The sequence below is a fragment of the Nitratireductor aquimarinus genome (assembly GCF_017255295.1).
Classification (GTDB): domain Bacteria; phylum Pseudomonadota; class Alphaproteobacteria; order Rhizobiales; family Rhizobiaceae; genus Nitratireductor; species Nitratireductor aquimarinus.
On sequence record NZ_JAFKDE010000009.1, the window covers coordinates 127,275 to 148,533 of the forward strand.

The window sequence follows — 21,259 nt, forward strand, 5'->3', positions numbered from 1 at the left end:
ACGCACAAAGGACGATCTGAACATTAGATGGAGCATCGGAATAGACCGAAAACCGGTTTCCACTTTCGGTCCGATGCTCTGATCCCGAAAGGGTCGTAACCGAGCCATGCAACCCCCGGCCATACTGGAAGCCGCGCTCTATGTAAGTGACCTTGCCGAAGCCGAGCGCTTCTATGGCGAGGCGCTCGGGCTGGAGCGGATTGCCAGGGTCGAGGGCAGGCATGTGTTCTTTCGCTGCGGGCAGACCGTGCTGCTGCTGTTCAACCCGGCGGCAACCGCCGAACCGCCCGCAGCCGACGCCCGGCTTCCCGTGCCGCCGCACGGCGCGCGCGGACAGGGCCACCTCTGTTTTGCCGCAACTGCCGAAGAGATTGCCCGCTGGAAGGCGCATCTCGAAGCGGCCGGCATCGCCATCGAGGCGGATTTCGAATGGCCGGGTGGCGGTCGTTCGATCTATTTCCGCGATCCTTCCGGCAATTCGCTCGAATTCGCCGAACCGCGCATCTGGGGACTGACTTGAGACCGATCGACAACAAGACCTTTGTGCTCGCCAGCCATAACAAGGGCAAGCTTCGCGAGTTTTCAGACCTTTTGGCCCCGTTCGGCTACACGGTGCGCTCGGCTGCCGAGCTTGGCCTGCCCGAACCGGAAGAAACAGGCACGACGTTTGAAGAGAACGCCCGCATCAAGGCGCTTGCCGCCGCCGAGGCCACCGGCCTGCCGGCGCTGTCGGACGATTCCGGCCTCTGCGTGGATGCGCTGGACGGCGCACCCGGCGTCTACACCGCCGACTGGGCGACGAAGGATGACGGCAGTCGCGACTTCATGATGGCGATGGAGAAGACGCAAAAACTGCTTGCCGAAGCTGGCGCGGACACGCCGGAAAAGCGCACCGGCCGCTTCGTGGCGACGCTTTGCCTGTGCTTTCCCGATGGCGAGACCGAATATTACCGCGGTGAAGCCGAAGGCCATCTGGTCTGGCCGCCGCGCGGCACGGACGGGTTCGGCTATGATCCGGTGTTCCAGCCCGAGGGCTATGAAGTCACCTTCGGCGAGATGACGGCCGAGGAGAAGCACGGCTGGAAGCCCGGCGACGAGCACGCCCTCTCCCACCGCGCCCGCGCGTTCCAGAAGTTCGCCCGGGCAAGGCTGGGCGCCGCGTGATCACCCCGCTCGATAGGACGCCGGGCTTCGGCATCTATCTGCATTGGCCGTTCTGCGCGGCCAAATGCCCTTATTGCGACTTCAACAGCCATGTGCGCCACCAGCCGGTGGATCAGGAGCGCTTTGCCGCCGCCTTTGAGCGCGAGCTTGCCACCATGCGCGCCCGTACCGGGCCGCGCACCGTCACCAGCATCTTTCTGGGCGGGGGCACGCCCTCGCTGATGGAGCCGCGCACGGTTGAAGCGCTGCTCGACGCGGTCGCCTCCAACTGGAGCGTTCCCGACGGCATCGAGGTGACGCTGGAGGCCAATCCAAGCTCCGTGGAAGCCGACCGTTTTCGCGGCTACCGCGCTGCCGGCGTCAACCGGGTTTCGCTCGGCGTGCAGGCGCTCAACGACCGGGACCTCAAGTTTCTTGGCCGTCTGCACAATGTGGAAGAGGCGCTGAAGGCCATCGGCCTTGCCCGCGAGACCTTCCCGCGCCTTTCCTTCGACCTGATCTACGCGCGTCCCGGCCAGAGCGAGGAAGCCTGGGCCGAAGAGCTCAGACAGGCCATCGGCCACGCCGCCGACCACCTGTCGCTCTACCAGCTCACCATCGAGGAAGGCACGCGCTTCCAGCTTCTGCATGCCGCCGGCAAGCTCGACATGCCCGATGGCGACCACGCCGCGCGGCTCTACGAGATCACGCAGGAGGTGACGGCGGCGCACGGCCTGCCGGCCTATGAGATTTCCAACCACGCCCGCCCCGGCGCGGAAAGCCGCCACAACCTCGTTTACTGGCGCTATGGCGAATATGTCGGCGTCGGCCCCGGCGCCCATGGCCGTTTCATCGAGAATGGCCGCCGCCATGTCACCTTCACCGAGAAGATGCCGGAAACCTGGCTGGAGCGGGTGGAAACCAAGGGCCATGGCGTGATCGGCGGCGAGGTGCTGACGCATGACGAAGAAGCCGACGAGTTCCTGCTGATGGGCTTGCGCCTTGTCGAGGGCATCGACCTTCCGCGCTACGAGGCGCTTTCCGGTCGCGCGCTTTCAAACAGCCGCATTGCCGTGTTGCAGGAAGAGGGACTGGTCGAGCCCATCGGCAACACCCGCCTGCGCGCCACCCCGCAGGGCATGATCGTACTGGATGCGGTCGTGGCCGATCTGGCGCGCGAATAGGCCGGCGTTCCCGGTTCTCACAAACCGATTGCAGCATATGGCAGGAGCGAATGCGCCTGCCGCCGCCTCGCCTTGTTGCCTCGCCGGTGGCCCGCTATAGCTCGGGGCCTGGGAAGAGGAGACAATCAATGGCAGAGCTGACGCTGACGACGTTCGACTGGGTGCCCGAGCTGCCGCGCGGCTATGTGCGGGACCTGCGGATAAGATGGGCTCTGGAAGAGGCCGGCCTGCCCTACCGCGTGGAAAGCGCAGCGTTCAGCGACCGGCAGCCCGGGCACTTCTCGCACCAGCCCTTCGGGCAGGTGCCGTGGCTGACGGATGGCGACACCTCGATCTTCGAAAGCGGCGCGATCCTGCTGCATCTTGGCGAAAAGAGCGATGTGCTGATGCCCACGGATGAAAAGGGCCGCAGTGAAACCATCGCCTGGCTGTTTGCAGCGCTGAACTCGGTCGAGGCGGCAAGCCTGCCCTGGACGATCTTTCAGTTTCACGGCCTTGCCGGCGACACGCCCGGCTGGAAGCCCCTCAACGACTTCCTGAACGCCCGCCTGAAGCACATGGAGAGCGTTCTGGCTGAGCGCGAATGGCTGGCGGACAGCTTTTCCATCGCCGACATCGCCATGGCCGATGTGCTGCGACTGGTCGACCGTTTCGACGGGCTGGCGGGTTATCCGGCCTGCCGCGCCTATGTTGCGCGCGCCACCGCCCGCCCGGCCTTTGCGAAGGCGCATGCCGACCAGATCGCGCATTTCGCCGCAGCAGACTGAGCAGACGCTCGATCAAAAACCGATCTAGAAAGCCCCGCCGAACCGGGTTGGCGCGGCATCAATGACCTGCGGACGGCCCTCACGCACCTCGTAGACCGCATAGCCGCGCTCGGTCGTGCCATCGCCATTGAAGCGGAACAGCCCGGTATAGCCATTGAAGCCGACCGGCGTTTCAAGCGCATGGCGCTGAACGCCGCCGCCGCCCTTTGCAATGTTGGCCACCAGAACGACCGTGTCATAGGCGAGCGCCGATGTGAGCGAGGGCTCGGCCCCGAAGCGCGCCTGATAGCGCTGCTTGTAGGTGTTGACGCGCGCCTGATCCGTATCGGCGAACCACGCGCCCTGAAGCGCAGGATCGGCGAGGTTGGCGCTCGTCCACTGCCCGGTTCCCAGGATCTTCTTGTTGGAAACGTCGATGCCGGTTTCCGTCATGGTGGTGACGATGGTCGCCGGGCTGCTGCCGCCATCGGGAATGAACACCGCATCGGCGGCCCGCACGGCATCAGCCACACTCTGCACGGCTTCATAGACGGACATGTTGTCATAGGCGTAGCGCGCCACCGCCGTCAGCTCACCGCCGGTTTGCTGCATGGTGCGCCGCGCCTCGGCCTCGGCGAGGTCGCCCGCCGCCCCTTCCGGCAGGATCGCCACAACGGAACGCACGCCCTGACCGGCGGCATAGGTGAGCGTGCGGTTCACGACGCCCTGCGGCAGGAATGAGTTGAGGTAGACGCCCGGCGAAGCAGCCGCGCGGTCCGACGAGAATGCGATCATCGGCGTCTGCGTTGCCTGCAACGCCGGTGTTGCAGCGCGAACATTGGCCGAGAACAGCGGCCCCAGAACGGCAGACGCGCCTTCCGTCAGCGCCTGCGTGGCGGCGGCGGTCGCGCCTTCGGTCGTGCCGCCCGTGTCCTTGACGACAAGTTCCAGCGTCTGCATGCCGCTGTCATCCATCGCCAGCAGGGCCGCGTTCTTGAGTTCGGCGGCAATGCGGCTTGCGTTGCCCTCACCCGTCAGCGGCAGGAGAAGCGCCACCCGCGTATCGCCCGAGCCGATCACCTCGCCCGTGGCCGGCTGACGCGGGGCGTTGTCCGCGAAGGGCTGGTTGAAGCCGCTCTGGCCATTCGTCTGCGGCACGCCGTAAGGCACATCGCTGCCCATGCAGCCGCCAAGCGCCAGAAGCGCTGCAAGCGCGCCCGTGAGAAACCCGGCCCTGCGACCGGGCATTGTCCATAACTTCATTACCGCATCCGTCCCAAATTGAGCGCGCGACTTTGCAACCCTCATGTCGGCATGTCAAAGAGATGAGCGAATAAGGACCAATGAGCTATGGATAACCCGCGCGTGGAGAAAAGTTTCGTCGTCGGCAACGCCCGTATCGGCGCCGACCCGCTGGAGCCCGCGCTCTATCTGGTGGCGACGCCCATCGGCAATCTGGGCGACATCACGCTGCGCGCGCTCCACATTCTGGCGGGCGCGGACATCGTTGCCTGTGAAGACACCCGCGTCTCGCGCGTGCTGATGGCGCGCTATGGCATCAGCCACAGCCTCACCGCCTATCACGAGCACAATGCGCGCGAGGCAGGGCCCCGCCTGCTGGCCGCCATCGGGGATGGCAAGAGCGTCGCGCTGATCTCCGACGCCGGCACGCCGCTTGTCTCCGACCCCGGTTACAGGCTTGTCGATCAGGCCGTTGAAAAGGGGCTGCGCGTCGTTCCCATTCCCGGCCCCTCGGCGGTGCTGACGGCGCTTTCAGCCTCCGGCCTGCCAACGGATGCCTTTCTCTTCGGCGGCTTTCTGCCGGTCAAGGAAGGCCAGCGCCGCGCGCGGCTCGAAACCTTCCGCCAGACGCCGGCCACGCTGATCTTCTTCGAATCCCCGCGCCGGCTGGGCGACAGCCTTGCCAGCATGGCGGCAACACTGGGAACGGACCGCTCCGCCTGCGTCGCGCGGGAACTCACCAAGACTTTTGAGGAATTCCGCCGCGGCACACTGGCCGAACTGGCCGAACATTATGCCGAAACCGGCGCACCCAAGGGCGAGGTCGTTGTCTGCATCGAGCCGCCGCAGGAAGAGGAAAGCGTGAGCGCCGAGGATGTCGACCGGCTGCTTCTGTCGCTCTCCACCGAAATGTCGGCCTCCAAGGCCGCCGGCGAGGCGGCGCGCATGACGGGCGGCCGCAAATCCGAACTTTATCAGAGGCTTCTGGCGCTGAAGGCCGAAAGCGATGCCGGCTGAGGCGCGGCGCAAGGCCTACAGGCTCGGCCATCGCGGCGAATGGTTCGCAGCAATGGCCCTGCGTCTCAAGGGCTACCGCATTCTGGCCCGGCGCTACCGCACGAAACTCGGCGAGATAGACCTGATCGCCCGGCGCGGCGATGTGGTTGCGATTGTCGAGGTCAAGGCGCGGCCGACGCTGGAGCAGGCAATGGACGCGGTCGGCTATCAGGCACAGATCCGCATCGAACACGCCGCCGATCTGTGGCTTGGCCGCCAGCCCGACCACGCCCGCCTTTCGCTACGCTTCGATCTCGTCGCCATCCTCCCCCGCCGCTGGCCGGTCCATGTGGAGAATGTGTTTCAGGGGGGATAGTTTTCACCCCTAGCGCCTCCTCAGCGCCGGCTCACGCGCATGGGCAGGCCGCCCTGTGGCTGGGTGGTCAGTTTCTGAACCGGCCATGGCTTCGTTTCCGGCAGCGTGTCGAAGCGGAAGCGGGAAAGCAGGATGGCGAGCGCTATGACGGCCTCCTGCATGGCGAAAGTGGCCCCGATGCACACGCGCGGCCCCGCGCCGAAGGGCAGATACTGATAGCGGTCGAGCGTCTCCCGGTTGCCCGGATGGAAGCGCGACGGGATGAAGGCCTCGGGATTGTCCCACAGCGCCCGGTGGCGATGCACCGTCCATGGCATGACAAGCACCTGCGCCCCCTTCACGATGGTCAGGTCTTGGTAGCGATCCTCCGCGATTGCCTCGCGGTTGATCGAAGGTGCAGGCGGATAAAGCCGCAACGCCTCCTCGAAGGCGGCGCGCGTCAGCGGCATGGCGTCGAGCCAGTTGACCGGATCGGGCTCGCGGGCGAGCACCGCATCAATCTCGGCTTCCACCTTCTCGCGCTCCCAGGGGGCTTCGGCGAGACAGTAGATCGTCCAGCCCAGCGCCCGCGCCGTGGTCTCGTGACCGGCGCCGATGAAGGTGATGATGTTGTCCTCGATCTCCTCGCGCGTCAGCCCTTCCGGCCCTTCGGCGCGCAGGAGAAGCGTGAGGAAGTCTTCCGGCACATCGCTGCCGCGCGCCATCTTCTCTTTCCGTAGAGCCATGGTCTCGGCCACGATGTTGCGGAAGAAGGTGAGCGAGTTGCGCCCCAGAAGGCGCGTGATGCGGGGCAGCCAGTCCGGCGCGCCCAGAAGATCCAGCGGATCGACGCGGCCCATGGTTTCAAACAGGCGATCCACCTGTTCGGCGAAACTGCCCGGCTCGCCCGCAATTTCGCCGGAGAAAAGCGTCTCGGCCAGAATGTCGAAGGTCAGGAGCGTCATGTCGCGCGACACATCCACCGGCCCTGCCGCATCTTCATAGCGTTCGACGAAGGCGCGGCTGCGCTCCAGCATCGGCTTTGCGAAACCGGCAATGTGGCGCGGCGTGAAGACCGGGGCCATGGCCTTGCGCGAACGCCGCCACACGGCCCCTTCCGCCGTAAGAAGACCATCGCGCAGAATCGGGCGAAGGATTTTTTGGCGCACCCGCGCCATCTTGTAGTTCTTCGCATTGTCGACGAGCACATGCCGGATCAGCCCCGGATCATTGGCGATGACCAGCGGCCCGCCAATCGTGTTCTCGATGTTGATCCACGGCTCGTTGTAGGAAGGTTCGCCCCACAGTTCGAGCGGATTGCGATAGACGATCCGCATCATCTCGAGCGTGGAGGGCGGCTTGGTGCGCGGGCTGGGCGCCGGCGGCACAAAGGGGGCGGGCTGGCTTTCCATGATCGCTTCCTTTCCCGCTTGATTTAGGTCCTGCGACGCTGCGCTTCAATTTGGGCGCGGCGATGAAAAGGCGGGAACTTCATCACCGCTCGCGCATTGTTGAAACACCTAGGCCGATGAAGACAAACCGGAGTGCACTCCGCAGAGATGCGGAAGGATAAGTCATGAATTGGAATCAGATCGAAGGCAATTGGGAACAGTTCAAGGGCAAGGTCCAGCAGAACTGGGGCAAGCTCACCAATGACGATCTCGACGTGGTGCGCGGCAACCGACGGGAACTCGCCGGAAAGCTGCAGGAGCGCTACGGCAAAGCGCAGGAAGAGGCCGAGCGCGAGATCGACGACTGGCTTTCGCGCCACTGACCGCGCCCACTAACCGCGCTTTGAGACATCCCTGCCCCAAAGCAAAAAGCCCCGGCAATGCCGGGGCTTTTTTCATTCTAACACAATCCTGGATCAGTGGTTTTCGTGCTGCTCGCCCGAACCACCGACGGCCACGATGTTGTAGGGCATGCCCTCAACGGCAATGTCGCGCGCCTTCTCGAAGGTCTCAGCGTCGACCGCACGGATAACGCTCTTGAGCGGATCGGTGACCATGACCTCGTCGCCGGTGACGGCGATGCGCGGACGCGGATCGGACCAGTGGCCATCCATCGAATAGGCTGCCGTCAGCTCAACCGACTTGTCGATCTTGCCCGAAAGCACATTGATGCGGTTCAGCTTGCCATCCTCGGTGAAGACATAGGCGAACTTCGGACGCACCGGGTCTACAACGAAGTGCACGGCGCGCACCGGCAGTTCGATCAGGCGGAAGGCATCTTCGTCTTCCGGGTCGATCAGGACGAGGTTCGACTTGCCGAAATTGCCGAGGAAGTACTGCAGCGCCTTGCCGCCGGCGAGCGTCGAGACCTTCAGATCCTCGGGCAGCGACTTCGTGTAGGCGAGATGCTGGATCACGGGCGCGGCACTGCGGCTTCCCGAAACCAGGAGCAGGCCCGTATCGCAGGCAATGGCCGTGATATTGCCGGAGGTGGCTTCACCATGCAGGCCCGGGCAGGCAGCGGCATCCCCCACGGCTTCTCCCTTGGCGTCCACCACCTGCACACCCTCGGGCAGCTCGCTCGGGTCCTTGCTGTTGGGAACGGTCGCGATGGCGTGCGCGCCATAGGGAATGACGACGCCATGGTGCGGTGCGGAGGTCTTCAGCTCGCGGAATTCGGGCTTGCCGTCCTGCACCTGCTTCTCCGAAACCACGCGGGCCACGCCCTCGCCATCGAAGAAAAGGGCGATCTCGCCATAATGGGAGACGAAATGCACCGGCCGGTCGCCATCGACGGAACCGTCGAGCGCCTTGGGAGCGCTGACTTCCATGTCGGCATGATCGCCGTGATCGTCGAAATGGATGCCGCTGGAGAACGCCGTCACCGTGTTGGCGTCACGCTGGACGGCAAAGACGGTCTCATTGCTCTCCGTGGCGTAGACGCGCGCAGGAGACTTGAGCGAGAAGGTTTCAATCGTCTCGCCCTTTTCCGCATCGAGCACACGAAGCTCCGGCGCGGAATGGTCGGCGACGAACAGCCGCCAGGCCTCGTGCTCATCGGCGTGGGCCGGATGCAGCGCGGCGAGCGCCGCACCTGCGCTCAAAAGCCCTGCACGCAGAAGGACTATGGAAGGACGCATCGTTTCTCTCCTATTTGTTATAACGTTACTAGAATTGGACAAGCAAATGCCGGCTTTCTCCCCGGTAGAGAACCGGGCGCAGGCAAGTCTGGAAACTCGGGCCACCCCAGAGGCGAGCGGCTACTGAAAGGGTTTTGGCGAGGGGCCGTCATCCGGCCGAGCTGGTAATGGGCTCGGAACCCGGCCGGATGAGCGGGCCTGGAAGCAATCGCCTCCATGCCCCTGAACCTATTTCGTGAGACAGGTCTTCAGCGAGGCCGCCATGCCGCGCATCAGCTCGAAATAGAGATCCTTGCCATCTTCGATCTCGGCGCCCAGCGGATCGAGCACACCGGATTTCGCGTCAGTGCCTTCGGTGACCACCTCCACGAGACGCGGCTCGAACTGGGGCTCGGCGAAGACGCAGGCCGCATCAAGCTCACGCACCTTGGTGCGGATTTCATCGACACGCTGCGCACCGGGGATGATCTCGGGGCTGACGGTGATGGAACCGGCTGCCGCAAGGCCGAACTGTTTTTCGAAATACTGATAGGCATCGTGGAACACGATGAAGGGACGGTCTTTGACGGGCTCCAGCTCGGCGGAAAGCTCGGTCTGGAGCGCCGCGATGCGCTCGTTGAGTGCGGCGGCGTTGGCCGCATAGGCAGACGCGTTCTCCGCATCGGCCGCACTGAGCGCCTCGGCAATGGCGCTCACCATGATCTTCGCATTGTCCGGGTCAAGCCAGAGATGCGCGTCGGGACCATGATCATGGGCGTGATCATGCCCGTCTTCTTCCGCTTCGTGGCCATGGTCGTCATGGTCATCATGATCGTCGTCATGCGAATGCGCTTCGAACGCGCCGCCCTCGCGCATCTCGAGCAGGGTCAGGCCCTCGCTGTCGGAAAGCGCCACCTGCGTCGCCTCGCCGGCCAGCGTTTCCAGCGGCTTTTCAAGGAAGACTTCAAGGCCCGGCCCGACCCAGAACACCAGATCCGCATTGGCCAGCATGCGCGCCTGCGACGGGCGCATCGAATAGGTATGCGGCGAACCGGCGCCCTGCAGGATGAGCGCCGGCTCGCCTACGCCCTCCATCACCCCGGCCACGAGAGAGTGCACGGGCTTGATGGACGTGACGACCTCCATGTCGGCGGCGAAAGCTCCGGTCAATGCGCCCGGCGTCAACAGCGCAAGGGAGGATGCGGCTGCGGCGAGCGAAAGGCGAAACGACTTCATGGAAGGCTCCTGTAGGCATTGAACGGACGGACATGGCATGCAAGCCCAACCTTCACCGCCTCGGTGAATGTTATGACATTACATATCCTTGCGTTACGCTATAACGTGTGCCATATCCGCTGACAAGTCGGAAAAATCACATGCTGAAAAAACAAAGCCCCTCCCCCGAAACCGCCGGTGAAATGCTGGTGGAGATGCACAATGCCGGCGTGAGCCGCAGCGGGCGCTGGCTGGTGCGCGGCGTCGACCTTTCGGTGCGGCGCGGCGAAATCGTCACGCTGATCGGCCCCAATGGCTCGGGCAAGAGCACCACCGCGAAGACGGCCATCGGCGTCATCCAGCCGAACGAAGGGCATGTGCATCGCGCGCCGGGTCTCAGGGTCGGCTATGTACCGCAGAAAGTGGCCATCGACTGGACGCTGCCGCTGACCGTCGAGCGCCTGATGACGCTGACCGCGCCAGCCGGCAGCGCCGAGATCAAGGCAGCGCTCGCGGCAGCGGGCGTGGCGCATCTGGCGGGACGCCAGGTGGCCGCCCTTTCCGGCGGCGAGTTTCAGCGCGCGCTTCTGGCCCGCGCCATGCTGCGCAAGCCGGACCTGCTGGTGCTCGACGAGCCCGTTCAGGGCGTCGACTTTACCGGCGAGGCCGCGCTTTACGAACTCATTCGCGAGATCCGCGACCGCACCGGCTGCGGCATCCTGATGATCTCGCACGACCTGCACATCGTCATGGCCGACACGGATACGGTGATCTGCCTGAACGGCCATGTGTGCTGCCGCGGCGCGCCGCAAAGCGTCATGGACAGCCCCGAATACCGCAAACTTTTCGGCACGCGTGCGGCGGAAGCGCTGGCGCTCTACCGCCATCACCACGACCACACGCATCTGGCCGACGGGCGTGTGCGCCATGCCGATGGCACCATCACCGAGCACTGCCATCCCGAGGATGGTCACCACCATCACGACCATGCGTGCGCCAGCGACACGCCGGCGAAGGGAGCAAACAATGCTCGATGATTTCTTCACCCGCGCGCTGGTGGCCGGTGTCGGGCTCGCCCTGGTAACCGGCCCGCTTGGCTGTTTCGTCGTGTGGCGGCGCATGGCCTATTTCGGCGATACCATGGCGCACTCCGCACTTCTGGGCGTCGCGCTGTCGCTGGTCATGGAAATCAACCTGATGGTCGGCGTGTTTCTGGTGGCCGCGCTCGCCTCGGTGGCGCTCATCATCATGGAGCGGCGTCGCGCGCTTTCCACCGACGCCCTGCTCGGCATTCTCTCGCACTCGACACTGGCGCTCGGCCTCGTCATGGTGGCCTTCATGACGTGGGTGCGCGTGGATCTGATGGGCTTTCTGTTCGGCGACATTCTCGCCGTCTCGAAACTCGACATCGCCGTCATCTATGGCGGCGGCGCGGTTGTTCTCGGGCTGCTTATCTGGCTCTGGCGGCCGCTTCTGGCGGCCACCGTCAACACCGACATCGCGCAGGCCGAGGGGCTGAAACCCGAGCGCTCGCGGCTGATCTTCATGCTGCTCATGGCGGCGGTCATCGCCATCGCCATGAAGCTGGTGGGCATTCTGCTCATCACCGCGCTGCTCATCATTCCCGCCGCCACCGCCCGCCGCTTTGCCGGAGGACCGGAGATGATGGCCGTTCTGGCCGCCATTGCCGGTGCACTTTCGGTCATCGGTGGGCTGACGGCGTCGCTGCAATTCGATACACCGTCCGGACCTTCCATCGTGGTGGCTGCGCTGGCGCTGTTTCTCGTCAGCCTCATGCCGTCGCCACGGGCAGGAACCGACGATCGCGCAACGGAGACCAAGCCATGAGTGCCGACCTGACACGCAACCAGGCGCTGGTGATGAAAACGCTCTCCGGCGCAGAGGCTCCTCTCAGCGCCTACACGATCCTCGACCGGCTGCGCGGCGATGGCCTGCGCGCGCCACTGCAGGTCTATCGTGCGCTCGACAAGCTGACCGAGATGGGCCTTGTGCACCGGCTGGAAAGCCTGAACGCTTTCGTCGCCTGCGCACACCCCAACTGCCATGAGCAGGAACTGATCGCCTTTGCCATCTGCGAGGCCTGCGGCAAGGTGGAAGAGTTTTCCGACGAGATCGTGAAGGACCGGCTCGACGGCTGGGCCAGAAGCCACCGCTTCAAGCCGGCCAAGACCACGATAGAGATCCGCGGCAATTGCGGATCATGCGTGGCGAAGGCCTAGAGAACCTCACCATCGCCCGGCGGCTGCAAAAGCAGCGCCTTGGCCCTTGCCGTTCTGGGATTGCGCATCGCGCTTTTGAGCCACAGCAGGTAATAGGCGATTTCAGGATTGCCGCGTGGCCCTGCGATCACGTCCAGCGCACCGGAGCGCAGATGCACGGCCACCAGATAGCGCGGCAGAACACTCCATCCGCACCCTTCAACCACGAAGTTCCTGAGCGCTCTCAGATCGGGCGTCGTAACCGCCTCTTCCGCATTGCCGATGGACATCTGATTGTGCTCGATCCACATGCGGATCATATAGCGCTGCAGATCATAGGAGAGGAACGGAACCTCCTGCAGCGCTTCCGATAGCGCCGTTTCACGCCCGATCCGCTCCACGACCTCAGGCGCAGCCACCAGCAGCAGTTCCTCACGGCCATAGAGCGCAGCCTCGATCCGTGGATCGTCCGGCACCTTGACCGCAAAGGCGAAGTCTGACCGCCCCTCGACCAGCATGCGGGGTGGCTCGTCATCAACGGCGGGGTGAAGCTGCACCGCCAGATTGCTGTGCATCAGGGTCTTGATCCGGTCGGTAATGAGATCGGACAGAATGTCCGACGGGCCGCACAGATGGATCGTGCCGGAAACGCGCATGGAGCGCGCCCGCACCTCCGCCAGAACATTCTCCGCCACATCGATGGCGCCGGTGACGCGGCTGGCAAGTTCGTCGGCAATGACCGTCGGCGTCACGCCACGGGCGTGGCGCGTGAAAAGCTTGCGCTCAAGCTGCGCTTCAAGACTGGCGATATGCCCGGTGACGGCTGGCTGGGTGAGCCCAAGCTCATGCGCGGCCCGACTGACCGAACCCTGACGGTAGACTTCGACGAAGCTTCTCAGATGCGTGATCGACATGTTCGAGACATAACATATTTTATGCCTATTCAAAAATCCGATAATTGGCTTTCTGGCATGACAACACCGATCTTCAGGTCACGGGCAGCGATGAGGCTGCCGAAGAAATTGTCTGACCAAGGAGATCATAATGTCCAAGCTTGTCGCGATCAGTTTCAAGGATGATGCAACGGCCTTCGCCCTGCGTTCGGATCTGGCTGCCATGCAGTCCGATTATCTGCTCGCCCTGGACGACATTGTCGTCGTGACCAAGGACGAGAAGGGCAAGCCCAAACTGCACCAGCCCGTCAGCCTGACCGGGGCCGGCGCCCTGAGCGGCGGCTGGTGGGGCACGCTCATCGGCTTCCTTTTCCTCGCCCCCCTGGCCGGCCTCGTGATCGGCGCGGGCACCGGCGCACTGGCCGGCAAGCTGACGGATATCGGCATCGATGACCGCTTCATGCGCGATGTCGCTGCAAGCCTGGAGAAGGACGAGGCCATGGTGTTCGTGCTCGTCCGCGATGTGACAATCGACAAGGTGATGGACGGTCTGAGCGCCTATCGGGGCAAGGGCAGAATCCACACGACCTCGCTCTCCCGCCGCGATGAAGATGAACTCAGGAAGCTTATCGAAGCCGCCTGACCAGACCCTCAAACCCTATTGCCCCCCCCAACCCCCTACTGAAAGGACAGGATCATGTCCGACAACAAAGTCGCCATCGTCACCGGTGGCGGAACTGGCCTTGGCCGCGCCATCGCGATACGTCTTGCCGAAGACGGATTCTCGGTCGTCGTCAACGGCCGCGAACAGTCCAACCTTGATGAGATGGTCGCAAAACTCGGCCCGGAACGGGCCATGGCCGTCGCTGCGGATATCTCCGTGAAGGCGGAAGCAGAACGCCTGATAGCCGAAACCGTGACGCGCTTCGGGCGCATCGACGTTCTCGTCAACAATGCCGGCGTGGCCAATCCGGGCACGGTGGACACGCTGAGCGACGACGATTTCGAAGCCATGCTGGCCATCAATGTCAGCGGCCTGCGTCACGTCTCTCTTGCCGCCCTTCCCGCCCTGCGCCGGTCGGGAGGCAACATCGTCAACATGTCGTCCGTTTCGGGCATGCGCGCCGACTGGGGCATGTATGGCTACATACGCCTCGAAGGGTGCCGTGACGCTGATGACGCAGGGCATGGCGCTGGAACTCGGGCCGGAAGGCGTGCGCGTCAACGCAGTGGCCCCTGCTACGGCGAACACGCGCCTGGTCAACGGCCTGAAAGGCAAGCGCGGCGCGCTGGAGGCCTTTGCCGATCGCATCCCCATGGGCCGGATCGTCGAGCCCTTCGAGGTCGCAAACGCGGTGGCCTTTCTCGCCAGCGATCAGGCAAGCTTCATCACCGGCGTCATTCTGCCGGTCGATGGCGGCCTGACCGCATCGAACGGCCAGCCCAACTTTCTCACCCTGATGGCCTCCTGATCCTGCCGCCGGTGAAAGACAAAAAACCTGCCCCCGCGTCTTTCACCGGCGCTTATCCTTCGCCCCGGAACCGGACCCACGCAATGTCTGAACGCTTTCTGCGCAACACGCTGTTCTTCACGTTTTTCTACAATCTCATGGGCTTCGCCACATTCATGTTCCCCGCACGGTTCGGCGGCATGGCGGCGCTGCCCACGGATGTGCCCTTCCTGTATTCAGGCTTCATCGCGACGAACATTCTGCTGTTTGCCCTTGTCGGCCTTTGGCAGGCCCGCGCGACGACACTTCACACACCGGTGATCGTGATCTTCGGTGTCAGCAAGATCGTGTTCTTCGGCCTCATGACAGCCGCCTGGTCTCTTGGTGAAGTCGCGTTTGCCGGTGTCGCCATGAGCGCGGTGGATCTGGCGATGGGCGTCATCTTCCTGCTGGGCGCAAAACGGTTCGCTGCGTGAAGCATGCCTAGCGCGGTGCCGGTAGATCCCAGTCCTTGTAAAGCGTATTGAGCGCACCCGCCGTGTGGCACTCGACGGCGGGCAGACCGGAGCCGCGCACGACCTCGGCATATTTGGCGTCGCTGTTGCGGGTCTTCACGAGGATCCAGTGGATCATCGCCCACTTCACGCTGTCCTGCGCGCCTTCCAGATGTCCCGCGCGATCAGACCGGTTGGCGAGCGTCCGTCTGAAATAGCGCGCAATGCGCAGCCACGGGCTGGACGTGACCAGAATGACGCCGGTTGCCCGCGCCAGACGCTGCGGCATCAGGCGCGAGTAATTGCCTTCCATCACCCAGCCATCTTCAAGAATGGCCGCATCGTGCAGTGCCGCGAACTCGGCCTCCGGTCGCGGCTGCCAGTCGGTGTTTGGCAGGTGCTGCAACTGATCGAGATGAACCGGCGGCACGCCAAGTTTTTCAGAAAGGGCGACGGCCAGCGTCGACTTGCCCGCATTGGACGGACCGAGGATCGCTATGCGCTCTCCAAGCGAAGACAGGGGCAGCATGTGGGACACCCATTGGCCGCGAGGCAAGGAAGCGCGATGAGCGAAGGACGCACCGGAGCCCGGCGCGCCCGTCATTGTTCCCGCACTTGCCTACTCGCCTTTTTCGACGTGGTTGTTGCGCAGCCGCGTAACGGCGTTGCCATGCGCATCGAAGCCCTCATAACGGGCAAAGCGCAGCGTATGAGGCGCAAACTCGGCATAGCCCTGTGCGGTCACGTGACCGATCGACGAGGTCTTCATGAAGTCGTGCACGCCGAGCGGCGAATGCGCCCGCGCCATGCCCGACGTCGGCAGGACCGCGTTCGGCCCCATCGCGTAATTGGCCATGGACCCCGCCGCATATTCGCCCAGCAGGATTTCCGACGCATTGCGCACGTGCGACAGATATTCGAACGGCGTCTTGGACAGGATCTGAAGGTGCTCCGGCGCGTAATCGTTGACGAAGGCGAACGCCTCTTCCGGCGTGTCCGCCAGAACGATGCCACCGCTTGTGCCGCCCAGAACATCGGAGGAGTAGCGCACGCGCTCGGCGCTCATCTCCGCCCAGTATTTCGGCAGCGCATCGCGCACCTTTTCCGCAACCTCGCGCGACCAGGTGACGAAGAAGTTGGAGCTGTCGCTGCCGTGTTCGGCCTCGACCAGCAGGTCGAGCGCCGCGATCTCGGGATCGGCGCTCTCATCGGCAAGCACGATGCTCTCGGTCGGGCCGGCGGGAAGCCGCGAGGCGATCTGCCCCTGAAGCAGCCGCTTGGCAGCGGCGATCCACGGGCTGCCGGGGCCTTCGAACTTGGCGCAGCGCGGCACCGTGTCCGTGCCGAATGCGGCAGCAGCAACGGCCTGACCGCCACCGGCCTTGTAGACATGCTTCACGCCGGCAATGCGCGCGGCAACCAGCGTCGCCGCATCCACCTTGCCGTCCGGTCCGGGCGGGGTGAGCACGATGGGCATCGGCACGCCGGCCACCACGGCCGGGATCGCCGTCATGAGCGTCATGGAGGGGAAGGTGCCCTTGCCGCGCGGCGAATAGAGCGCAACGCTGTCAATGGGCGTGGCGCGCTCGCCCACCAGAACGCCGGGGCGGATTTCTTTCATCCACATTTCCTGCGGGCGCTGCGCCTCGTGGAAACGGCGAATGTTGTCGGCGCAGAATTCCAGCGTCTCGATCATCTCCGGATCGAGCGTCTTGAACGCGGCGTCGAAATCCTCTTCCGTCGCAGCGATCGCGTCCGGCTCGACCTGCGCCTTGTCGAACATGCGCGCGAAGCGGGCCAGCGCCACATCGCCTTCCTTGCGCACCGCCTCGATGATGGGCGCGACATTCTCCAGAAAATGGGTGAGGTCGTCTTCCGTTCGTGTGAGGAGCGTCTTGCGCTCTTCAGCAGACAGTTTCGACAGTTCGTGCCAGGCAACGCGGTTCGACATTTTCACCCACCAGTTCAAAGGATGCGTTTCGGCGCCACGTATAAATCATTTTCGGGCGAGGCATAGGGTCAGGACCAATCAAATCGGCAAGATTGACCGGCCACGACCTCATGCCGCAGCGCGAACCGCTCAGCGCAGCATGTCGCCATAGATGCCGGGGGTGGAATCGGGAATCTCGATTGCGCCGCACTGGCTCTTGTAGAATTCGATCGGCCCGGCGCTGCCGATCACGCCATAGACATAGCCCGCATCGCGCATCGCCTGAAGCGTGGCCATGAGCAGCGCCGCCCCGACGCCGCGCCCGCGCGCGGCCTCGTCAACGCCGGTCGGGCCGAAGAAGCCCTTCGCCGTGGCGTCGTAGCAGGCAAAGCCCAGAAGCTTTCCGTTTTCCACCGCGACCAGAACATTGGCCGGCTGCGCCGCCATGGCCACGGCGCATTCGCTGGCCCAGTTGCGGCTGAAATGCTTCTCGGCGAAATCGCACACGACATGCATTTCCGGCCCGATGGCGCGGCGAATGACAATGCCCTCGGCCACGGGTCTGGCCGGCGGGAGCTTGTAGAGGGGCACGAGCATATCAGTCATGGTCTGCATCCGAATAGGCAACGAAATGGTCTGGCGCAACTTCACGATAACCGGAGATGGGACGCGCCGCACGTGACCGCACGGCCTCCGCCTGCCGCGTAAAGGCAAGCCCGTCGCCATCGGCGTCGTCGAAACGCTTCGCCGGATCGGGCACGGCGGAAATGAGAAGGCGCGAATAGGGATGGCGCGGATTGCGGATGACCGCATCGGACGGGCCACGCTCCATCACCTGCCCGGCATACATCACCGCCGTTTCCTCGGCGATGTAGTGAGCGGTCGCGATATCGTGCGTGATGTAGAGGAAGGCAATGTTGCGCTCTTCCTTCAAGCGCCGCATCAGGTCGAGCACCGATTTGCGGATCGACACATCAAGCATGGAGGTGGGCTCGTCGGCAACGATCAGCTCCGCGCCCACCGCAAGCGCACGGGCAAAGCTGACACGCTGGCGCTGGCCACCGGAGAGCTGGTGCGGGAACTTCTCAAGCGTGGTGTCGGGATCAAGCTCCACATCGGCCAGCGTCTGGCGAAGCCGCGCTTCGAGATCCGCCGTCCCGCCATGCAGCCGCAACGGGCGTTCGAGATGGTGACGGATCGTGTGGGTGGGGTTGAGCGAGGAGAACGGGTCCTGAAACACCATCTGCACCGCGCGCAGATAGGCGCGGTCTCCGCTGCGGGTGCGGTTCTCAAAAATGTTCTCGCCGCGAAACCGGACGGTGCCGGCGCTCGGCTCGAAATGGCGGATGACGGCGCGCCCGCAGGTGCTCTTGCCCGACCCGCTTTCGCCGACCAGCGCCAGCGCCTTGCCCGGCTCGATGGAGAAGGTGACATTGCGCAGCGCATCCACGCGGCGCACCGCGCCCAGAACCGGGCGCACATGGAAGGTCTTGGACACGCCTTCAAGCGACAGAAGCGGGGCGTTCATGCGGCTGCTCCCTCAATGCGCGGCATGGCTGCCCAGAGCTTGCGCGTATATTCGTGCTGCGGATCGGCCACCAGGCTGCGCGCCTCGCCCTGCTCGACGATGCGCCCTTCCAGCATGATCGCGATGCGGTCGGCGAACTGCGCCATCAACGCCAGATCATGCGTAATGAAAAGCACCGAGAAGCCGAGCGTTTTGCGCAGCGCCACGATCTCCTGCAGGATCTCGCGCTGCACCACCACATCGAGCGCGGTGGTGGGCTCATCCATGACCACGAGGCGCGGCTTGAGCGTCAGCGCCATGGCGAGCACCACCCGCTGGCGCATGCCGCCGGAAAGCTGGTGCGGGAATGAATCGAGCCGGTCTTCGGGGATGCCCACCATGGCCAGCATTTCACCGGCCTTCACGCGGGCCGCGTCGCGCCCCATCTTCTCGTGACGGGCGAGCATGTCGCGGAACTGCTCAAACACCGTCAGCACCGGGTTGAGCGAGTTCATCGCGCTCTGGAACACCATGGACGCCCCGCTCCACCGCCAGGCCTCGAGCCGGCGGCGTGAAAAGGCGAGAACATCCTCACCCTCGAACAGGATCTTGCCATCGCTGATGAAGGCCGGCGGCCGGTGGAGCCGCATGATCGAGAAGGCGATGGTGCTCTTGCCACACCCGCTTTCGCCGGCAAGCCCGAGGATCTCGTTCTGCCCGATGTCGAGCGAGACATTGCGCACGGCGCGGAACGTGCCATTCGGCGTCAGGTAGTCGACGCACAGATTCTGCACCGAAAGAAGTGGCTTTGCGGTCTCCATGCTCATGCCTCCTTCTCCGCAAGACGCGCGCGGTCGAGCTTCTTCTGCAGCTTCATGGCCTTGCCGATGGCGCCCAGCGTGCGCAGCCGCGGATTGGAAATCTCGTCGACGCCGAAATTGAGCAGCGACAGGCCCACGCCGATGATGACGATGGCGACGCAGGGTGCGGCCATCTCCCACCATGCGCCCACGGTAATCGCCGAGGCGTTCTTTGCGTTGTAGAGCATCGTGCCCCACGAGACGGAGAGCGGATCGCCGAGCCCGAGGAACTCCAGCGTGGCCTGGGTGATGATGGTGAAGATCACGCTGCCGATGAAGTTGAAACCTATGATCGACAGAAGGTTCGGCAGCATTTCCACCAGGATCATGCGCCAGACCGGCTCGCCGATGAGTTGGGAAGCCTGAATGAACTCGCGGTTCTTCAGCGTCATGGCCTGTGCGCGTGTCACGCGCGCGCCCCACGCCCATGATGTCAGGCCGATGATGATGGCGATGGAGAGCGGCCCCACTTGCCCGAGAAACGCCGCCAGCACCAGAAGCAGCGGCAATTGCGGCAGCACCAGCACCACATTGGTTGCGAAATTGAGCGTCTCGTCCGTCGCGCCGCCATAATAGGCGGCGGTCAGGCCCACCACGGTGCCGATCAGCGTGACGATGAGCCCGGCCAGAATGCCGACCATGAGCGAAGTGCGCGTACCCCACACGAGCTGGGTGTAGACATCGCGGCCCATGCGGGTGGTGCCCATCACATATTCCGCGCTCGGCGGCTGATGCGGACGGCTCACGCGCTTGTTGGGATCGTGGTCGGTGATGAGCGGCGCGGCCAGCGCCACCACCACGTAGAACACGACGATGAAGACGCCAAAGGCTGCCTTGCGGTTGCGCACGAAGACCTTCAGGAGATTGAGCATCACGCCCTCCTCAAGCGCGGGTCGAGCGCCACATAGGCGATATCGACGGCAAAGTTTGCGCTCAGCATGGCGAGCGTCATGATGAGAAGCTGGCCCTGAATGAGCGGGAAATCGCGGGCGATCACCCCCATGTAGAGCAGGTTTCCGAGCCCCGGATAGTTGAACACCACCTCGGTGATGAGCGAGCCGCCAAACACCGAGCCAAGGCTGATCGCAAAGGCGGTGATGGACGGCAGGAAGGCGTTGCGCGCCGCATAATTGTAGCGCACGCGGGCATCCGAAAGCCCCTTCGCCTCCGCCAGATGCACGTAATCCTCGCCGAGCTGGCCGATCATGTTGTTGCGCATGGTGATGAGGTAGCCGCCCACCAGAACGATGCTGAGCGACAGGACCGGCATCAGCGCGTGAAAGAACACGGAGGACAGGAACGGCCCGCTGAGCGACGGCTCAAGCGAAGGGTCGAATGCATAGCCGGCCGGCAGCCAGTTGAGCGAGACGGAGAAGAGGAACATCGCCGTGATCGCGATCACCACCGGCGGGATGGATTGCAGCGCCAGCGCCAGCGGGGACATGAAACTGTCGAACCCGCTGCCACGCCGCCACGCGGCGCGAATGCCGAACAGCGTGCCGAGCGCATAGGCCAGAAGCGTCGCCGTTCCGGTGAGGAACAGTGTCCACGGCAGCGCGCGGGCAAGCAGGTCGAACACCGGCGTCGGGTAGTATTTGACGGAAAGGCCGAAATCCCAGGTGAAGATCGAGCCCAGATATTTGAGATATTGCAGATACAGGGGTTCGTTGATGAAGCCGAATGTCTCCATCAGCGCCTCGCGCGCCTCGGGTGGAATGGTGCCCTGGGCCTGGGCCAGCATGACGTCTGCCGGATTGCCCGGCATCAGCCGCGGTATGAGGAAATTGAATGTGGCCGCCACCAAAAAGGCAACGAGATAGAACGCCAGCCGGCGCAGAATGAAGCGCATGGTGTCCCCCTGCTCTGTGCGCCGTCAGACGGCCCGAAGGCCACGGCGCCTTTTCTGAAAGCGGGGCGAAGGCCCCGCGTCAGCTCCCGGTTTTCCCCTCCGTGG

25 protein-coding genes and 1 pseudogene are annotated in these 21,259 nt (G+C 64.1%); 14 read left to right on the plus strand and 12 right to left on the minus strand.

Translation table 11 applies throughout. The features are described 5' to 3' along the window. Positions 1-106: 106 nt before the first annotated feature. The 4 genes from JYP46_RS16495 (at position 107) to JYP46_RS16510 (ending at position 3,094) form a co-directional block, all read left to right on the plus strand. Entirely contained in the window at positions 107-520 is a 414-nt protein-coding gene (locus tag JYP46_RS16495) for a VOC family protein (protein ID WP_206544439.1), read from the plus strand. Then, positions 517-1,164: an RdgB/HAM1 family non-canonical purine NTP pyrophosphatase gene (gene rdgB, locus JYP46_RS16500; protein WP_206544438.1), complete on the plus strand. Its 648-nt coding sequence runs from the start codon at positions 517-519 to the stop codon at positions 1,162-1,164. The genes JYP46_RS16495 and rdgB overlap by 4 nt, the downstream gene beginning before the upstream one ends. Continuing rightward, the gene (gene hemW / locus JYP46_RS16505; RefSeq protein ID WP_206548727.1) at positions 1,161-2,327 is read left to right on the plus strand and encodes a radical SAM family heme chaperone HemW; all 1,167 of its coding nucleotides are present in this window, start codon (positions 1,161-1,163) and stop codon (positions 2,325-2,327) included. Before rdgB ends, hemW begins: the two co-directional genes overlap by 4 nt. 128 nt (positions 2,328-2,455) lie before the next feature. Next, on the plus strand, positions 2,456-3,094 hold the full coding sequence (locus JYP46_RS16510; RefSeq protein WP_206548728.1) for a glutathione S-transferase family protein: 639 nt from the start codon (positions 2,456-2,458) through the stop codon (positions 3,092-3,094). Between the two features lie 24 nt (positions 3,095-3,118). Here the strand turns inward: JYP46_RS16510 and JYP46_RS16515 are convergent, their stop codons facing one another. Further along, positions 3,119-4,336: a penicillin-binding protein activator gene (locus tag JYP46_RS16515; protein WP_206544435.1), complete on the minus strand. Its 1,218-nt coding sequence runs from the start codon at positions 4,334-4,336 to the stop codon at positions 3,119-3,121. A gap of 87 nt (positions 4,337-4,423) precedes the next feature. On the opposite strand from JYP46_RS16515, the gene rsmI reads away from it, so the two are divergent. Together rsmI and JYP46_RS16525 are read left to right on the plus strand one after the other, a co-directional pair. Next, positions 4,424-5,332, plus strand: coding sequence for a 16S rRNA (cytidine(1402)-2'-O)-methyltransferase (gene rsmI, locus JYP46_RS16520; protein WP_206548729.1), 909 nt, complete (start codon positions 4,424-4,426; stop codon positions 5,330-5,332). Further along, complete coding sequence (locus tag JYP46_RS16525) at positions 5,322-5,687, plus strand: YraN family protein (RefSeq protein ID WP_113153913.1); 366 nt, start codon at positions 5,322-5,324, stop codon at positions 5,685-5,687. Before rsmI ends, JYP46_RS16525 begins: the two co-directional genes overlap by 11 nt. A 20-nt stretch (positions 5,688-5,707) precedes the next feature. Here JYP46_RS16525 and JYP46_RS16530 read toward each other — a convergent pair whose 3' ends face one another. Then, the gene (locus JYP46_RS16530) at positions 5,708-7,078 is read right to left on the minus strand and encodes a cytochrome P450 (protein WP_206548730.1); all 1,371 of its coding nucleotides are present in this window, start codon (positions 7,076-7,078) and stop codon (positions 5,708-5,710) included. Positions 7,079-7,242: 164 nt separating this feature from the next. Here JYP46_RS16530 and JYP46_RS16535 point away from each other — a divergent pair, with 164 nt between their 5' ends. Further along, the gene (locus JYP46_RS16535) at positions 7,243-7,440 is read left to right on the plus strand and encodes a CsbD family protein (RefSeq protein ID WP_206544432.1); all 198 of its coding nucleotides are present in this window, start codon (positions 7,243-7,245) and stop codon (positions 7,438-7,440) included. A gap of 93 nt (positions 7,441-7,533) precedes the next feature. Here the strand turns inward: JYP46_RS16535 and aztD are convergent, their stop codons facing one another. Next, entirely contained in the window at positions 7,534-8,757 is a 1,224-nt protein-coding gene (gene aztD, locus JYP46_RS16540; RefSeq protein ID WP_206548731.1) for a zinc metallochaperone AztD, read from the minus strand. A gap of 228 nt (positions 8,758-8,985) precedes the next feature. Beyond that, positions 8,986-9,972 (minus strand): zinc ABC transporter substrate-binding protein ZnuA, encoded by a 987-nt coding sequence (gene znuA / locus JYP46_RS16545; RefSeq protein WP_206548732.1) that lies wholly within the window; start codon positions 9,970-9,972, stop codon positions 8,986-8,988. Positions 9,973-10,112: 140 nt separating this feature from the next. On the opposite strand from znuA, the gene JYP46_RS16550 reads away from it, so the two are divergent. The 3 genes from JYP46_RS16550 to JYP46_RS16560 are packed head-to-tail and all read left to right on the plus strand — an operon-like array spanning position 10,113 to position 12,191. Then, positions 10,113-10,988 (plus strand): ATP-binding cassette domain-containing protein, encoded by an 876-nt coding sequence (locus JYP46_RS16550; protein WP_206544429.1) that lies wholly within the window; start codon positions 10,113-10,115, stop codon positions 10,986-10,988. Continuing rightward, entirely contained in the window at positions 10,978-11,799 is an 822-nt protein-coding gene (gene znuB / locus JYP46_RS16555) for a zinc ABC transporter permease subunit ZnuB (RefSeq protein ID WP_206544428.1), read from the plus strand. The genes JYP46_RS16550 and znuB overlap by 11 nt, the downstream gene beginning before the upstream one ends. After that, positions 11,796-12,191 (plus strand): Fur family transcriptional regulator, encoded by a 396-nt coding sequence (locus JYP46_RS16560; protein WP_206544427.1) that lies wholly within the window; start codon positions 11,796-11,798, stop codon positions 12,189-12,191. Before znuB ends, JYP46_RS16560 begins: the two co-directional genes overlap by 4 nt. Here the strand turns inward: JYP46_RS16560 and JYP46_RS16565 are convergent. Then, positions 12,188-13,084: a LysR family transcriptional regulator gene (locus JYP46_RS16565; RefSeq protein WP_206548733.1), complete on the minus strand. Its 897-nt coding sequence runs from the start codon at positions 13,082-13,084 to the stop codon at positions 12,188-12,190. The genes JYP46_RS16560 and JYP46_RS16565 overlap by 4 nt on opposite strands. Before the next feature lie 130 nt (positions 13,085-13,214). Here JYP46_RS16565 and JYP46_RS16570 point away from each other — a divergent pair, with 130 nt between their 5' ends. The 4 genes and pseudogenes from JYP46_RS16570 to JYP46_RS16580 all read left to right on the plus strand — a co-directional run bounded on the left by JYP46_RS16570 (position 13,215) and on the right by JYP46_RS16580 (position 14,990). Next, positions 13,215-13,706 (plus strand): DUF1269 domain-containing protein, encoded by a 492-nt coding sequence (locus JYP46_RS16570; RefSeq protein ID WP_206548734.1) that lies wholly within the window; start codon positions 13,215-13,217, stop codon positions 13,704-13,706. A 54-nt stretch (positions 13,707-13,760) separates the two neighbouring features. Beyond that, a pseudogene (locus JYP46_RS22230) lies at positions 13,761-14,147 on the plus strand (SDR family oxidoreductase); the annotation flags it as partial. Positions 14,148-14,202: 55 nt separating this feature from the next. After that, entirely contained in the window at positions 14,203-14,535 is a 333-nt protein-coding gene (locus JYP46_RS22235; protein ID WP_268968712.1) for an SDR family oxidoreductase, read from the plus strand. 83 nt (positions 14,536-14,618) lie between these two features. Then, positions 14,619-14,990 carry a hypothetical protein gene (locus JYP46_RS16580; protein ID WP_206548735.1) on the plus strand — a complete coding sequence of 124 codons (372 nt, stop codon included), beginning with the start codon at positions 14,619-14,621 and terminating at the stop codon, positions 14,988-14,990. Between the two features lie 7 nt (positions 14,991-14,997). On the opposite strand, the gene JYP46_RS16585 is transcribed toward JYP46_RS16580, so the two are convergent. From JYP46_RS16585 to JYP46_RS16615, 7 genes are all read right to left on the minus strand, one after another. Continuing rightward, positions 14,998-15,537: a P-loop NTPase family protein gene (locus tag JYP46_RS16585; RefSeq protein ID WP_206548736.1), complete on the minus strand. Its 540-nt coding sequence runs from the start codon at positions 15,535-15,537 to the stop codon at positions 14,998-15,000. Between the two features lie 90 nt (positions 15,538-15,627). Beyond that, the gene (gene hisD, locus JYP46_RS16590; protein ID WP_113156135.1) at positions 15,628-16,959 is read right to left on the minus strand and encodes a histidinol dehydrogenase; all 1,332 of its coding nucleotides are present in this window, start codon (positions 16,957-16,959) and stop codon (positions 15,628-15,630) included. 129 nt (positions 16,960-17,088) lie between these two features. Continuing rightward, positions 17,089-17,544 carry a GNAT family N-acetyltransferase gene (locus tag JYP46_RS16595; RefSeq protein ID WP_206548737.1) on the minus strand — a complete coding sequence of 152 codons (456 nt, stop codon included), beginning with the start codon at positions 17,542-17,544 and terminating at the stop codon, positions 17,089-17,091. Beyond that, positions 17,537-18,466, minus strand: coding sequence for an ABC transporter ATP-binding protein (locus tag JYP46_RS16600; RefSeq protein ID WP_113153901.1), 930 nt, complete (start codon positions 18,464-18,466; stop codon positions 17,537-17,539). Before JYP46_RS16600 ends, JYP46_RS16595 begins: the two co-directional genes overlap by 8 nt. Next, complete coding sequence (locus JYP46_RS16605; protein ID WP_206548738.1) at positions 18,463-19,272, minus strand: ABC transporter ATP-binding protein; 810 nt, start codon at positions 19,270-19,272, stop codon at positions 18,463-18,465. Before JYP46_RS16605 ends, JYP46_RS16600 begins: the two co-directional genes overlap by 4 nt. Further along, positions 19,269-20,177 carry an ABC transporter permease gene (locus JYP46_RS16610; RefSeq protein WP_206544418.1) on the minus strand — a complete coding sequence of 303 codons (909 nt, stop codon included), beginning with the start codon at positions 20,175-20,177 and terminating at the stop codon, positions 19,269-19,271. Before JYP46_RS16610 ends, JYP46_RS16605 begins: the two co-directional genes overlap by 4 nt. Next, the gene (locus JYP46_RS16615; RefSeq protein ID WP_113153898.1) at positions 20,177-21,154 is read right to left on the minus strand and encodes an ABC transporter permease; all 978 of its coding nucleotides are present in this window, start codon (positions 21,152-21,154) and stop codon (positions 20,177-20,179) included. Before JYP46_RS16615 ends, JYP46_RS16610 begins: the two co-directional genes overlap by 1 nt. Positions 21,155-21,259 lie beyond the last annotated feature (105 nt).

Coding starts and splice junctions, on each gene's coding strand:
- JYP46_RS16495 (WP_206544439.1), top strand. CDS start 107: ATGCAACCCCCGGCCATACTGGAAGCCGCGCTCTATGTAAGTGACCTT.
- JYP46_RS16510 (WP_206548728.1), top strand. CDS start 2,456: ATGGCAGAGCTGACGCTGACGACGTTCGACTGGGTGCCCGAGCTGCCG.
- JYP46_RS16515 (WP_206544435.1), bottom strand. CDS start 4,336: ATGAAGTTATGGACAATGCCCGGTCGCAGGGCCGGGTTTCTCACGGGC.
- rsmI (WP_206548729.1), top strand. CDS start 4,424: ATGGATAACCCGCGCGTGGAGAAAAGTTTCGTCGTCGGCAACGCCCGT.
- JYP46_RS16525 (WP_113153913.1), top strand. CDS start 5,322: ATGCCGGCTGAGGCGCGGCGCAAGGCCTACAGGCTCGGCCATCGCGGC.
- JYP46_RS16530 (WP_206548730.1), bottom strand. CDS start 7,078: ATGGAAAGCCAGCCCGCCCCCTTTGTGCCGCCGGCGCCCAGCCCGCGC.
- JYP46_RS16535 (WP_206544432.1), top strand. CDS start 7,243: ATGAATTGGAATCAGATCGAAGGCAATTGGGAACAGTTCAAGGGCAAG.
- aztD (WP_206548731.1), bottom strand. CDS start 8,757: ATGCGTCCTTCCATAGTCCTTCTGCGTGCAGGGCTTTTGAGCGCAGGT.
- znuA (WP_206548732.1), bottom strand. CDS start 9,972: ATGAAGTCGTTTCGCCTTTCGCTCGCCGCAGCCGCATCCTCCCTTGCG.
- JYP46_RS16550 (WP_206544429.1), top strand. CDS start 10,113: ATGCTGAAAAAACAAAGCCCCTCCCCCGAAACCGCCGGTGAAATGCTG.
- znuB (WP_206544428.1), top strand. CDS start 10,978: ATGCTCGATGATTTCTTCACCCGCGCGCTGGTGGCCGGTGTCGGGCTC.
- JYP46_RS16560 (WP_206544427.1), top strand. CDS start 11,796: ATGAGTGCCGACCTGACACGCAACCAGGCGCTGGTGATGAAAACGCTC.
- JYP46_RS16565 (WP_206548733.1), bottom strand. CDS start 13,084: ATGTCGATCACGCATCTGAGAAGCTTCGTCGAAGTCTACCGTCAGGGT.
- JYP46_RS16570 (WP_206548734.1), top strand. CDS start 13,215: ATGTCCAAGCTTGTCGCGATCAGTTTCAAGGATGATGCAACGGCCTTC.
- JYP46_RS22235 (WP_268968712.1), top strand. CDS start 14,203: ATGGCTACATACGCCTCGAAGGGTGCCGTGACGCTGATGACGCAGGGC.
- JYP46_RS16580 (WP_206548735.1), top strand. CDS start 14,619: ATGTCTGAACGCTTTCTGCGCAACACGCTGTTCTTCACGTTTTTCTAC.
- JYP46_RS16585 (WP_206548736.1), bottom strand. CDS start 15,537: ATGCTGCCCCTGTCTTCGCTTGGAGAGCGCATAGCGATCCTCGGTCCG.
- hisD (WP_113156135.1), bottom strand. CDS start 16,959: ATGTCGAACCGCGTTGCCTGGCACGAACTGTCGAAACTGTCTGCTGAA.
- JYP46_RS16595 (WP_206548737.1), bottom strand. CDS start 17,544: ATGACTGATATGCTCGTGCCCCTCTACAAGCTCCCGCCGGCCAGACCC.
- JYP46_RS16600 (WP_113153901.1), bottom strand. CDS start 18,466: ATGAACGCCCCGCTTCTGTCGCTTGAAGGCGTGTCCAAGACCTTCCAT.
- JYP46_RS16605 (WP_206548738.1), bottom strand. CDS start 19,272: ATGAGCATGGAGACCGCAAAGCCACTTCTTTCGGTGCAGAATCTGTGC.
- JYP46_RS16610 (WP_206544418.1), bottom strand. CDS start 20,177: ATGCTCAATCTCCTGAAGGTCTTCGTGCGCAACCGCAAGGCAGCCTTT.
- JYP46_RS16615 (WP_113153898.1), bottom strand. CDS start 21,154: ATGCGCTTCATTCTGCGCCGGCTGGCGTTCTATCTCGTTGCCTTTTTG.